Raw genomic sequence first — 13719 nt, 5'->3', positions numbered from 1 at the left:
CTAAACCAGCTAATTTGTATGTGATTAAAATTATTTTTTTTGATCCAAATATTTATCTCTAATTACCTGACCTACAGTCGTATTTGAAATTTTACTTTCTAGCCATGAGATAATATCGAGATATAAAAACGACCTGCGCTCGTATGGATGATTCTCAAAAATTTTAAGCTTTTCTAACAAATCCTTAAACGCATATTTCAAATCTTGCGGGTATACATCACCCAAATCCCGAATAAAACGAATCAACTCTTTTTGCACCTCATGCAGGTCATTCATCTTAATCAAAAACTTATAGGTTTCCCTTAAATCGGTTTCTAGGTGCTCATCTTTGCCAGCTTCATAATGGGCAATGACGCTCAATATTCGTGAGAAACATAGAAGATCCTCACGCATTGTCAAGGACTTATTCTTTATGATTTTATCAAGATAGAAAATGGTGTCCAGATTATTCCCGGCACCAAAATGCATACTTGCAAACTTGTAATAAAAAACCATCTGGTGGTGTTCATCAATCTTTGTCTTATAGGATTTTAATTCTTTCTCTATTTGAGGAATTAAATACAGCCCATCTGCAAAACTACCGTCAATAAAAAATGAGTTCACCTTGTTGAGGTTGATGTATAAGAAGGAAAGTGTGGCAACATTTTCATTGTCTGGAAAATTCTTTTCTGCTAGTGTTTTCTCCAGCTTTTCTAATCGCTTGTCAAATTTTTCCTTTTGTCTCAAAAAGAAAAGCGACTCCAGTAAGTAATTATTTCCCTTTAAAAAGAAGACTGGATTGAGCTGTATCATATTGGGTTGCTCATAAAATAGATCTACCCATTTTCTCGCATATTTATAACAACTCAAAAAATCCTGCATTAAAAAGCCGTACCACAAATAGGCTTTATACAACCACAGCTTCTCTCTAAAACCTAGCTCTGCGATGTCGTATTTGGGCAATCTGGCGTTGAAATATTCTTCGATATGTTTTCCTTCTGCCTCATCTTTTACATAACCCGTTTTGAGAAGAACCCCATATAGTTGAAGGGACAAATTTGATAACTTACTGGTTAAAACATTTGCCGCGCTCAATTCCTTAGCTTGAACCGCAAGTTGATCTGCACGGTTGCTTATACTGCGTGTAATGTATTGAGACTCAATAACTTTTTCCAACTCTACAATCTCATAAGCCAGATTCTTTTCTTCATTGTTGATGGCCGTTTCCTTAGCCTTATCAAGAATTTTCAAACCTTGATTGTAAAGCCCTTTGTGATACAGTATCGATGCAAAGTCTAGCTGTTCCCTAATCTGGGATCTAATGTTTTGATGTGCTGGATTCAGCTTTAAGCTTATGAGCACCTGTTTATATAGATGTGCTTTGACGTTTGCAAGCTGGCGTTTGTTGATGTCAGTTGAACTAAGAATGAGCTTCTCATCATACTTTTTTGATTTGTCTAGAACATTGAAAAGGTTGAGGAATTTAGAATCTGCATTCACACCCAACCTACCCACATAAAGCTTGAATTGCCGCTTTTCTGACTTCGTCAGCGATTTTATAAGTACAAATAAGGGGTCTTTTTGATCCTTTGTCATCAATAGTTTGCTAACTCAACTAGCAGTATTTCAATTAATTAGTAATCATGTTGATGCTTTGAACATCGTAGGTTGGTGTGTTTTGCTTTCGCGAAAGCGAGACACTAAAGATACATTAGTGTAATAATAGTAATATATAAGTTGCCCAAATGTCAAAAAACAACGTTCAAATCTTTGATACAACCCTAAGAGATGGCGAGCAGGTTCCCGGCTGTAAGCTCAATACTGACCAGAAAGTACGCATTGCGCGACGACTGGACAGCCTGGGCGTTGATGTGATCGAGGCTGGCTTTCCAGTTTCCAGTCCTGGCGATTTTAAATCTGTGGTAGAAATTTCCAAAATTGTGAAAAACGCCACTGTTTGTGGACTGACCAGAGCCGTCGAGAATGATATCAAGGTAGCAGCAGATTCTTTGCAATATGCTGCAAGGCCTAGAATTCATACTGGTATAGGAACTTCTGATTCTCATATCAAACACAAATTTAAAGCGACAAGAGAACAGATTATAGAGCGCGCCTACAAGGCTGTGAGTTATGCCAAATCATTTGTTGAAGATGTAGAGTTCTATGCAGAAGATGCAGGTCGCACCGATAATGAATATCTAGCGAGAGTTTGTGAAGCAGCTATAAAAGCTGGCGCGACCGTTCTCAATATCCCAGATACTACTGGATATTGTTTGCCTAGCGAGTACGGTGCAAAAATTAAATACCTCAATGAAAATGTCAAAGGCATCGAGAATGCAATTCTTTCCGTTCACTGTCACAATGACCTTGGACTTGCCACGGCAAACTCAATTGAAGGCGTCATCAACGGTGCAAGGCAGATTGAATGTACTATCAATGGTATAGGCGAGCGTGCTGGTAACACGGCGCTGGAAGAAGTAGTTATGGTTCTCAAGCAGCATCCATATCTTAATCTGGACACAAATATTGACACAACGCAATTATATGGATTAAGCCAATTCGTAAGCGATAGCATGGGCATCTACACGCAACCCAACAAAGCGATAGTAGGTGCAAATGCCTTTGCGCACAGCTCTGGAATCCATCAGGATGGCGTGATCAAACATCGCGCAACTTATGAAATCATCGACCCTAAAGATGTAGGCGTGACAGAATCTGCGATTGTTCTTACCGCGCGATCTGGTCGTGCTGCACTTGCCTACCGTGCAAAAAATGTAGGGTATGAACTCACAAAACTGCAGCTGGATGAGGTCTATCAAAAATTCCTTGAATTTGCAGATCGGAAGAAAGAAATTATGGATGATGACATCCACGAGATCATCGAGCACAGCCATTTGTATCGCGAGATTATTTCGGCCTAATATTCTTTTTAATAAAGTGATCGTTGAGGTTCTCGCTTTCGCGAAAGCGGAATCCTATTAAAATCAGTACATGAAAAAAACATTATTTGATAAAGTCTGGGATGCCCATGTGGTAGATGCCATTGAAAACGGCCCACAGATTTTATACATAGACAAACATTTGATTCACGAGGTCACGAGCCCACAGGCATTCAATGAACTTGAAGCTCGTGGTATTCCCGTGGCACGACCTGATCAAATCGTTGCAACGGCAGATCATAATACGCCAACTCAAAACCAGCATTTACCAGTCAAGGATGAGCTGTCCAGAAAACAGCTCAAGCAACTCACTGAAAATTGTGAGAAAAACAACATTACACTCTACGAATTGGGTCACAAATACAATGGCATCGTTCATGTAATGGCGCCAGAATTGGGAATTACCCAACCTGGAATGACAATCGTCTGTGGTGATTCACACACGTCAACCCATGGCGCTTTTGGCAGTATTGCTTTTGGAATAGGAACTAGTCAAGTGGCACAGGTTTTTGCAAGTCAGTGTCTGTTGTTGACCAAACCTAAGAGTTTACGGGTCACCGTAAATGGCGATCTCAAAAAAGGTGTTCTTCCAAAAGATGTGATTCTATACATTATCGCAAAGCTGGGAACCAACGCTGGTACGGGCTACTTCTGTGAATATGCAGGTGATGTGTTTGAAAACATGTCCATGGAAGGTCGTATGACGGTTTGCAATATGAGTATTGAGATGGGCGCCCGTGGTGGTATGATAGCACCAGATCAGACCACGTTTGATTATGTAAAAGGAAGAAAATTTGCACCACAAGATGCCGATTTTGAGAAAAAAGTAGAACACTGGAAAACCCTGCCAACGGATGAAGGTGCCGTATTTCACAAAGAGTATTTCTTTGATGCGGCAGATATTGAACCGATGCTTACTTATGGTACCAATCCTGGAATGGGCATCAAAGTTACCGGCAGTATTCCGACGATGGAAGATGCCTCGTTTGAGAAATCCCTGGAATACATGGATTTCAAAAAAGGAGAATCATTGATCGACAAGCCTATCAATTACGTTTTCATAGGTAGTTGTACCAATTCCCGCATAGAAGATTTTAGAGTTGCTGCTGATTTTATAAAGGGCAAAAAGAAAGCCAGCAATGTTACTGCATGGCTGGTTCCTGGAAGTAAGCAGGTAGAAGCACAGATTATTAAAGAAGGATTGAAAGAGATATTTGATAATGCAGGTTTTGAGTTACGCCAACCAGGTTGTAGCGCATGCCTTGCCATGAACGATGATAAGATACCACAAGGTGAGTATTGTGTGAGCACCTCTAATAGAAATTTTGAAGGCAGACAAGGGCAAGGTAGTCGTACCATTTTGGCAAGTCCTTTACTAGCTGCAGCAACTGCGGTCGAAGGCAGAATTGTAGACTTTACAAAGATGATGAACTGATGGAAAAATTTACAACCTTAGAATCGCGAGCCATACCGCTCAAAATTGAAAATATAGATACAGACCAAATCATTCCTGCGCGATTTTTAAAAGCGACGGATAGAGAAGGATTTGGCGAAAATGCCTTCAGAGACTGGCGTTTTAAAAAAGATGGAAGTGTGAATCAAGACTTTGCTTTAAATGATGATCGATATCATGGAAAGATTCTGGTTGCTGGAGATAACTTTGGTTGTGGATCCAGTCGAGAACACGCTGCTTGGGCACTTACAGATTATGGCTTTAAAGTGATTGTTTCCAGTTACTTTGCCGACATATTTAAAGGGAATGCCCTGAACAATGGATTATTGCCGGTTCAAGTGACACCAGAATTTTTGAAGGTACTACTTGATAAAATAATAGCGGTACCTGAAACAAAATTGGTGGTAAACCTAGAAAAGCAAGCCATTAGTATAGCAGGAACTAGCGTTAATGAATTCTTTGATATTGATCCATACAAAAAAACCTGCATGATCAATGGCTATGATGATATTGACTATTTATTAAGCAAAAAAGATGTCATCAAAAAGTTCGAAGATCAGATGATTTATTGATTTGGAATTAACAAAATTTTAGTAATTTGTAATAAGCTATCAAAGCTCGTTTTGTAAGACAGAGATAAGTCTACTATTACGATCATATAAAGTTGAGTTTCGACTTGAAACTTCCCTCATTTTTTATCAAACTAGAAGTAAATAAACATGAAATTAAATATTGCAGTATTGTCGGGAGATGGCATCGGGCCAGAAGTTACAGCACAAGCTGTAAAAGTGATGAAAGCAATAGCTGTGGAATTTGACCATAGGTTTGTATTCAAGAACGCCGCTGTAGGAGCAACTGCCATTGACCAGTTCAACGATCCACTACCAGCTAAAACTTTGGATTTGTGTAGATCAACTGATGCAATACTATTCGGTGCGATAGGTCATCCCAAATATGATAATGATCCTAGTGCCAAGGTTAGGCCAGAACAAGGTTTGCTCAAATTGCGCAAGGAATTGGGATTGTACGCAAACGTACGACCTGTCAAGGCTTATGAAGCTTTGTTGGATAAATCACCTTTGAAGCGTGATATCATCGCTGGAACAGATATTTCCATATACAGAGAGCTCACCGGTGGAATCTACTTTGGTGAAAAAACATTAAGCGAAGACGGAAACGAAGCATCAGATCTTTGTACTTACTCGAGAGAAGAAATTGAGCGTATCGCCCATCAGGCTTTTAAAGCAGCCCAATCCAGACGTAATAAAGTAACCTTGGTGGATAAGGCTAATGTTTTAGAAACGTCCAGACTTTGGAGACGCGTAGTAACTGAACTGGCTTCTCAATACCCAGAGGTGGAATTGGATTTCCTATTCGTTGACAATGCGGCCATGCAAATGATCTTGAATCCGTCGCAGTTTGATGTGATTTTAACTGAGAATCTTTTTGGTGATGTCATCAGTGATGAAGCAAGTGTTATAGGTGGTTCCATAGGGCTTCTGGCAAGTGCATCCATAGGTGATGAGCATGCTATGTTCGAGCCTATTCATGGTTCTTACCCAGAAGGCGCTGGAAAAAATATTGCCAATCCTATTGCATCTATCTTGAGCGCAGCCATGCTTTTGGAGCACTTTGACCTACACAATGAAGCCGAATTGATTAAAATGGCAGTAGATCGCTCCTTGGAATTAGGCATCACTACACCAGATTTGAATGACAATTACAACAACATCACGACCAGTAAAGTAGGTGACTTTATAGCTGATTTCATTGCGCATCCTTACGATACGAACGCTAATTTCAACAACATTCACCTAGGTCAATCCACTATAATTTAAGGTCCCTAGATCTATGATTGAGAAAAGCGTCCATTTTGGGGGCGCTTTTTTTATTAGTAATAAGTTCGCTTTCGCGAAAGCGAAATCAACACAAGCTTTATTTAGATAGATATTTGGTTTTTCCACATTGGGCAAAACTCTCTTCACTTTGATAATTAATTCCAAAGTCCCGAGCAAAACCTGAGATTAAATCACCAAATTCATTCTTCTTTTCGCTGGTAACACTTTCATTTATAACATTGAAGAAATAATTTTCAACTTGACCATCTGAAGTAAAGTAGAATTTGTGAACAACAGTTATGGAACTATCTTGGACTTCCCACTCAAACCCTTTCTTGTCCATGTACATACCAATTGCTTGATGTAAATCAATCCAAGATTTTTTTACAGAATTAAAATCAGATTGAGAGATTTGAGGATTAAGAAGATTAGGATGATCATCATCTAATTTCAACTTATTATATTTTTGTAGCTGTTGTTTATCATCAAAGTTAAAGACTGAAATCTTATGACGCTCGGAGACTTTAACAGGCTTTTTATTCTTCAAATCGTTACAACCAATAATTCCTAAGAAAGTTAAAAACAAACAACAAGAAAAAGCTTTCAAAAATAGATTTGAATTCATAGTTATAATTTCAGAATCCAAATATAACTAATTATTTAGTTCAACTATATGCTTAGTTGTATTTATCTTAAATCAGGGCTAGAGTATATAATCCGTACTCACAAAATTAGAGCTTTTGGATTGCAGCAACTCTTGTAATATAGCATTGTTAGCCGCATTATCTTTTGAGGCCACAAAGGTTCTTATCGAGAAAGAACGCAATGCATCATGGACGCTCAAAGTTCCTACCGCACTATCCTTTCTTCCTGTAAATGGATATACATCTGGACCACGCTGACATGAGCTATTTAAATTCACACGACAAACAAGATTCACCAGCGTGTCAATCAATGGCGACAAGGTTTTAATATCCTGGCCAAATAAACTTACCTGCTGCCCATAATTGGAAGCCGCCATGTCATCTAACGGTTCATCAATATCCTTGAAGGACACCACTGGAATCACCGGTCCAAATTGCTCTTCCTGAAATACACGCATATCTTTAGTCACTGGATATAGCACGGCAGGAAAAATATAATTCTCGGTAGTGTGTCCGCCTTTTTCATTGATGACCTTGGTACCTTTTTCTGTCGCATCGTCAATCAATTCTTGGATGTAGGCAGGCTTATCAGGTTCTGGTAAAGGAGTTAGTTTCGCACCATCTTCCCAGGGATTTCCAAATTTTAGTGCATCTACTTTCGCAGCAAATCGTTGGTTGAATTCTTCAACGATATCTTCATGCACATAAAGTATTTTCAGGGCAGTACAACGCTGCCCGTTGAACGAAGTAGCTCCAGCAATACATTCATCAATTGCTAGATCAAGATTGGCATCCTTCAAAACGATCGCTGGATTTTTAGCTTCAAGTCCTAAAACCAAACGCAGTCGGTTACTTTTAGGGTGTTGATTTTGCAAGGCATTTGCACTTTTACTGTTTCCTATCAATGCAAGCACATCAACTTTTCCAGACTTCATAATAGGTGATGCCACTACTCTACCGCGACCATAAATGATATTTACTACTCCTTCAGGAAAGCTGGATCTAAAGGCTTCCAGCAATGGAGAAATCAATAAAACACCATGCTTTGCGGGTTTAAAAATGGCTGTATTACCCATAATCAAAGCCGGAATCAATAACGCGAAGGTCTCATTCAGCGGATAATTATAAGGTCCTAAACACAAGACAACACCTAAGGGTCCACGACGTATGTGAGCATTGACACCATCGTGTTTTTGGAACATGGCGCTATTACGATCCATTTGCTTGTAATCTTCAACCGTATCGTAGATGTAATCTACCGTGCGATCAAATTCCTTTTCAGAATCGGGTAGGTTTTTACCTATTTCCCACATAAGCAGTTTCACGACCTCATCACGTTTAGTCTTCATCTGGGTTACAAACTTTTCCATACAGGCAATGCGGTCCACTACTTTCATTGTAGGCCAGGCTCCTTTTCCCTTATCATATGCTGTTACAGCTGCATCTAAAGCCATCATCGCCTCTTTTTCTCCTAGTGTGGGAATTGTCCCCAATAAAGTGGGTTGATAGTCTGGAGTTGAAGAAATCGTGGAATGTACTTTTGAAGTTTCTCCATTCCATTCGACAAGCTTTCCTCCTACGAGGTAAGAGCTTTGATGGAGTAATGAATTGATTTGAAACTGTTCTGGGATTTGAGTTGTACTCATTTGGATGGTTTTAATTTTTGAAGGTCGTACTTTGTTTTTATTATTTGTGATATTTTAATAGCATCATACCAAAAATTCAAACAAGGTTGGGTTCTCATTAATATAATCTCCATAAAAATTGAGAGATTTCATACGCTCAACAAGGGAATCAAAGTCGGCTGGAGATTTGAGCTCTATTCCTACAACGGCTGACCCGTTGATACGGTTTGTTTTTTTAGTGTATTCAAAGTGGGTAATGTCATCATTGGGACCCAGCACTTTTTCCACAAACTCGCGCAAGGCTCCAGCACGCTGTGGGAACCGAACAATAAAATAGTGTTTGAGCTGGGATTGAAGTAAAGCGCGCTCCTTGATTTCGGCAGTTCTGGTGATGTCGTTATTGCTACCGCTCACTACGCAGACAATATTTTTGCCTTTAATTTCTTCACGTAATTGCTCCAGAACAGTAATGCTCATGGCACCAGCAGGCTCGACAACGATCGCTTGCTGATTATACATATCTAGAATAGTCTGACAAATGGCACCTTCAGACACGCTTATGACTTGTTCGAGGTTTTTCTGGCAAATTTCAAAATTGCGCTCTCCTACTCTTTTCACAGCGGCTCCATCAACAAAGCTTTCAATGTTATCCAGAGTCGTGTTTTGCCTATTAAATATAGAAGTACCCATGGATGGTGCTCCTGTAGGTTCCACGCCTATAATCTTCGTCTGTGGTGATAGTTGTTTAAATACCGTAGAGACACCAGCAGATAAACCACCACCACCTATAGGCATAATCAAATAATCAATGCTGACATCTGACTGGTCCAAAATCTCCAGCCCAACGGTGGCCTGGCCTTCAATTACTTTCTCATCATCAAATGGATGAATAAAACATTTGCCTAGCTTCTGGTTTTCTGCAAAAGCTGCAGCATAGGCATCGTCATAGGTATCGCCGTGAAGGACGACCTTAACGTAAGAACCGCCATGCATTTTTACCTGATCGATTTTCTGAACCGGTGTAGGTGAAGGCATATAGATCGTTCCTTGAATCTTCAACACCTGGCAGGACATCGCCACACCTTGAGCGTGGTTTCCCGCACTAGCGCACACAATACCGCTAGCTCTCTGATCTGGACTTATGGTTGAGATCTTGTTGTAAGCACCACGTATCTTATAAGATCGCACGGTCTGCAAGTCCTCGCGCTTGAAATAAACATTGCACCCATATTTAGCAGAATACAAATCATTCAATTGCAATGGAGTCAAGGAAGCAACATCCTGCAAACGTTCTGCAGCGGCCTCGATATCCTTCATTTTAGGGTAATACACTTCCGTTTTTACCATTTTAGATGGATTTCATAGCGGTCATCGAGTCGCGTAATTTTTCTCCTATTTTCTCAATTGGATGAGTTCTTATCGCCTTGTTGACTTGTATGAGTTTATGATTGTCGGTTTGTTCCGCTTTCGCGAAAGCGTTACCAATAACATCCTTATCAAGATCATCCACAAAGTCAGACAGCAATGGCTTTGCTGCATGGTCAAATAGGTAACAACCATATTCTGCCGTGTCAGAAATGACACGATTCATTTCATATAACTTCTTCCTAGCGACCGTATTTGCAATCAATGGCAGCTCGTGAAGCGACTCATAATAAGCGCTTTCTTCCACGATTCCTGATGCTACCATGGTCTCAAAAGCAAGTTCCACACCTGCTTTGATGAACGCGACCATTGCCACACCATGATCAAAGTATTCTTGATCGCTGATGTCTCCAGTCGCTGTGGATTTCTCAAAAGCGGTGTTTTCCGTCTCTGCGCGCCATTTGAGTAGATTCTTATCGTCATTTGCCCAATCTTCCATCATGGTTTTGGAAAAATGACCAGACATAATATCATCCTGATGCTTGACAAATAAAGGTCTCATGATCGTCTTCAATTCTTCTGAAAATTCATAGGCCTTAATTTTTGAGGCATTGTCTAGGCGATCCATCATGTTGGTAATACCACCGTGTTTCAATGCTTCGGTAATACGTTCCCAACCGTATTGAATCAAATTTGACGCATAACCTTCATCAGTGCCTTGAGCGACCATTTTATCAAATAACAAAATGGAAGCGGTTTGAAGAACACCACACAGGATGGTTTGTTCTCCCATAAGATCACTCTTCACCTCTGCAACAAAAGAAGATTCCAAAACACCAGCTTTATGGCCACCAGTGGCTACCGCATAAGCTTTAGCTTGATCCCAACCTTTGTTTTCTGGATCATTTTCTGGGTGTACGGCAATCAATGTAGGCACTCCAAATCCTCTTTTATACTCCTCACGCACCTCTGATCCCGGACATTTGGGAGCCACCATAATTACGGTGATATCTTCACGAATCTTTTGACCTTCCTCTACGATATTAAAACCGTGAGAATAGGAAAGCGTGGATCCTTTTTTCATGTGTGGCATTACTGCCTCTACCACAGCGCTGTGTTGCTTATCAGGTGTTAGGTTCAAAACAACATCTGATTTAGGAATCAGTTCTTCGTAAGTTCCGACCGTAAAACCGTTATCAGTAGCATTTTTATAGGATTGTCTCTTTTGATCAATAGCTGCCTGTCTTAAGGCATAAGAGATATCCAATCCTGAATCACGCATGTTTAACCCTTGATTGAGTCCTTGCGCACCACAACCAACAATGGTTATTTTTTTTCCTTTAAGGGCGTCGACACCATCTTCAAATTCGGCCTGCTCCATGAAGCGGCATTTGGAAAGTTGTTCCAGTTGTTGCGATAATGATAAGGTGTTAAAGTAATTTGACATTGTTTGGTTTTTATGAGTTTAGTGCTGCTAGCATTTTAGATATTTCCATGGCATCTTTTGTAACGGCGATGCGTCCTGACCGGTTGAATTGAAGAATTCCAAACGCGCTTAGTTCTCTATACAAAAGATCAACTTCACTGCGCCTTCCTGATTTTTCCAGTACAAAGTATTCCTTATTAACCGTGACGATTCTCGCGTTGCTATCCTTTATGATATTCTGGATCTGGCGCTCTTCAAAAAGCAAGTCAGATTTGATTTTGAAAAGACATGATTCTTGATAGATCGTTTCTTCCTCTGTATGGTAGAATGCTTTGATGACCTCAACCTGCTTCTCAATCTGACCAATGATCTTCTTCATCTGTTCCTCGCTCATACTCACGAGAATGGTGAATCTTGAGACATCTTCAATCTCTGAAGCACTCGTATTGATGCTCTCGATATTGATGTGACGTCGCTGAAAAATCGCCGAAATCCTATTCAGCAAACCGATGTTATTCTCGGTATAGATGGATATGGTATATAATTGTTCGTTGTTCTCCATGTAATTTTTGTTTATCCAGTCGTCGCTAGACAACTTCACTAATTCTTCTTTTCTACTGTTTGCTATTGAGTTCGCTTTCGCGAAAGCGTTTTCAAATCAACCTCTATCTTATCAAAATTCTTTTTCAAAAGGTTCAGACTGACCGTTTTTCTACTCCAATCTAATTTCTGAAACGGCCGCACCTGTAGGGATCATAGGGAATACGTTTCCTTCTTTTTCCACACGTACTTCCAAGAAATAGGCTTCATCACTTTTCATCATTTCTTCTACCGCACCGGCGAGATCATTACGGTCTGTAACCAGTTTTGCCTTGATGTGATAACCTTCGGCAATTTTGATGAAATCTGGATTGATCATTTCTGTACTGGCATAGCGCTTGTCAAAAAAGAGCTGCTGCCATTGACGAACCATACCTAGAAACTCATTATTCAGCACCACAATCTTAACCGGGACTTTTGTTTGGAAAATAGTTCCCAACTCCTGTATGGTCATTTGATAACCACCATCACCAATCACGGCAACTACGTCACGCTCAGGCGCTGCCATCTTTGCGCCTATCGCTGCTGGCAAAGCAAACCCCATGGTTCCCAATCCGCCGGAGGTGATATTACTGCGTGTCTTCTTAAAATCTGAGTAGCGGCAAGCGACCATCTGGTGCTGGCCCACATCACTTACAATAGCGGCCATCCCGCCAGATTGCTTGTTAATTTGCTGGATCACCTCGCCCATGGTCAAACCGTCCGTCGGCGGATTCATGTCATCATTGATGACTTTCTCCAATTCTATTTGATATAAATCGGCGAACTTTTGTCTCCACTCTGGGTAGGTTTTCTCTTCAAGATGTGGCAGCAATGCAGCAAGTGTCGTTTTAGAATCTCCCAAAACCGGAATATCTGCATGTACATTCTTGCTTACCTCAGCTGGATCAATTTCAAAGTGAATGATTTTGGCTTGTTTTGCATAGCGAGAAAGATCACCCGTAACCCGATCATCAAATCTCATCCCTATTGCGATGAGTACATCGCACTCATTGGTCAAAATGTTGGGACCATAATTTCCATGCATTCCTACCATTCCTACGTTTAAATCATGCGAAGTAGGAACGGCGCTAGCACCTAAAATGGTCCACGCCGCTGGAATTCCACCTTTTTCAATCACTGCGATCAATTCTTCTTCGGCTTCTCCTAGCACAACGCCTTGCCCCCAAACGATCAGTGGTTTCTTTGCTTCATTAATAGCTTTGGCTGCTGCTTCAACAGATCCAACCACAGTTTCTGGAACTGGCACATAGCTTCTGATAGAGTTACATTTTGCGTAAGCGAAATCGAACTCCTCAAACTGGGCATCCTTAGTTATATCAATCAATACAGGACCTGGACGACCGCTTTGAGCGATATAGAAGGCTTTAGCAAAGACTGTAGGTATGTCCTCTGCTTTTGTGATTTGTGTATTCCACTTTGTGACTGGCGTTGAGATCCCGACAATGTCCGTTTCCTGAAATGCGTCAGTTCCCAACAAATGAGATCCTACCTGACCAGTAACGCAAATCATGGGCGTTGAATCGATCATAGCGTCTGCAAGACCAGTAATTAAGTTGGTTGCTCCAGGGCCAGAAGTGGCGATCGCAACACCTACTTTATTGGAGATACGAGCATAACCTTGAGCAGCATGTGTCGCGCCTTGCTCGTGTCTTGTCAGTATGTGTTTAAGTTCATCTTGATAACCGTAAAATTTATCATACAAAGGCATGATGGCTCCACCAGGATAACCGAAGACAGTATCAACACCTTCTGCAAGGAAGCATTTGATAATAGCTTCAGCTCCAGACATTCTTTCTGTGGTTGTGGCGCTAGGCGCAGTTTGAGTTGCTGTTTGTTCTTTCATAATC

The 13719-nt window shown here is 40.7% G+C and carries 11 protein-coding genes; 4 read left to right on the top strand and 7 right to left on the bottom strand.

The window, feature by feature from the left end; genetic code table 11:
- Positions 1 to 30 precede the first annotated feature (30 nt).
- On the bottom strand, positions 31 to 1575 hold the full coding sequence (locus BLO34_RS13850) for a hypothetical protein (protein WP_090756148.1): 1545 nt from the start codon (positions 1573 to 1575) through the stop codon (positions 31 to 33).
- A gap of 149 nt (positions 1576 to 1724) precedes the next feature.
- Here BLO34_RS13850 and BLO34_RS13845 point away from each other — a divergent pair, with 149 nt between their 5' ends.
- The 4 genes from BLO34_RS13845 (at position 1725) to leuB (ending at position 6209) form a co-directional block, all read left to right on the top strand.
- A complete protein-coding gene (locus tag BLO34_RS13845) occupies positions 1725 to 2900 on the top strand; it encodes a 2-isopropylmalate synthase (protein ID WP_090756146.1) in 1176 nt (391 codons plus the stop codon).
- 70 nt (positions 2901 to 2970) lie between these two features.
- Complete coding sequence (gene leuC / locus BLO34_RS13840) at positions 2971 to 4353, top strand: 3-isopropylmalate dehydratase large subunit (protein ID WP_090756145.1); 1383 nt, start codon at positions 2971 to 2973, stop codon at positions 4351 to 4353.
- Positions 4353 to 4943 carry a 3-isopropylmalate dehydratase small subunit gene (leuD, locus tag BLO34_RS13835; RefSeq protein WP_090756143.1) on the top strand — a complete coding sequence of 197 codons (591 nt, stop codon included), beginning with the start codon at positions 4353 to 4355 and terminating at the stop codon, positions 4941 to 4943. The genes leuC and leuD overlap by 1 nt, the downstream gene beginning before the upstream one ends.
- Before the next feature lie 147 nt (positions 4944 to 5090).
- On the top strand, positions 5091 to 6209 hold the full coding sequence (gene leuB / locus BLO34_RS13830) for a 3-isopropylmalate dehydrogenase (protein ID WP_090756142.1): 1119 nt from the start codon (positions 5091 to 5093) through the stop codon (positions 6207 to 6209).
- Between the two features lie 97 nt (positions 6210 to 6306).
- Here the strand turns inward: leuB and BLO34_RS13825 are convergent, their stop codons facing one another.
- The 6 genes from BLO34_RS13825 to ilvB form a co-directional block, all read right to left on the bottom strand.
- Positions 6307 to 6834: a hypothetical protein gene (locus BLO34_RS13825; protein WP_090756140.1), complete on the bottom strand. Its 528-nt coding sequence runs from the start codon at positions 6832 to 6834 to the stop codon at positions 6307 to 6309.
- A 78-nt stretch (positions 6835 to 6912) separates the two neighbouring features.
- Positions 6913 to 8499: an NADP-dependent glyceraldehyde-3-phosphate dehydrogenase gene (locus BLO34_RS13820; protein ID WP_090756139.1), complete on the bottom strand. Its 1587-nt coding sequence runs from the start codon at positions 8497 to 8499 to the stop codon at positions 6913 to 6915.
- 63 nt (positions 8500 to 8562) lie between these two features.
- The gene (ilvA, locus tag BLO34_RS13815; RefSeq protein WP_090756137.1) at positions 8563 to 9825 is read right to left on the bottom strand and encodes a threonine ammonia-lyase IlvA; all 1263 of its coding nucleotides are present in this window, start codon (positions 9823 to 9825) and stop codon (positions 8563 to 8565) included.
- Position 9826: 1 nt separating this feature from the next.
- Positions 9827 to 11290, bottom strand: coding sequence for a ketol-acid reductoisomerase (ilvC, locus tag BLO34_RS13810; RefSeq protein ID WP_090756136.1), 1464 nt, complete (start codon positions 11288 to 11290; stop codon positions 9827 to 9829).
- Positions 11291 to 11300: 10 nt separating this feature from the next.
- On the bottom strand, positions 11301 to 11831 hold the full coding sequence (gene ilvN, locus BLO34_RS13805; RefSeq protein ID WP_090756134.1) for an acetolactate synthase small subunit: 531 nt from the start codon (positions 11829 to 11831) through the stop codon (positions 11301 to 11303).
- Between the two features lie 150 nt (positions 11832 to 11981).
- The gene (gene ilvB, locus BLO34_RS13800) at positions 11982 to 13715 is read right to left on the bottom strand and encodes a biosynthetic-type acetolactate synthase large subunit (protein WP_090756133.1); all 1734 of its coding nucleotides are present in this window, start codon (positions 13713 to 13715) and stop codon (positions 11982 to 11984) included.
- Positions 13716 to 13719: the final 4 nt, after the last annotated feature.

The sequence above is a fragment of the Nonlabens sp. Hel1_33_55 genome, from assembly GCF_900101765.1.
Classification (GTDB): Bacteria; Bacteroidota; Bacteroidia; order Flavobacteriales; family Flavobacteriaceae; genus Nonlabens.
This window is presented reverse-complemented; position numbering and strand designations above follow the sequence as displayed.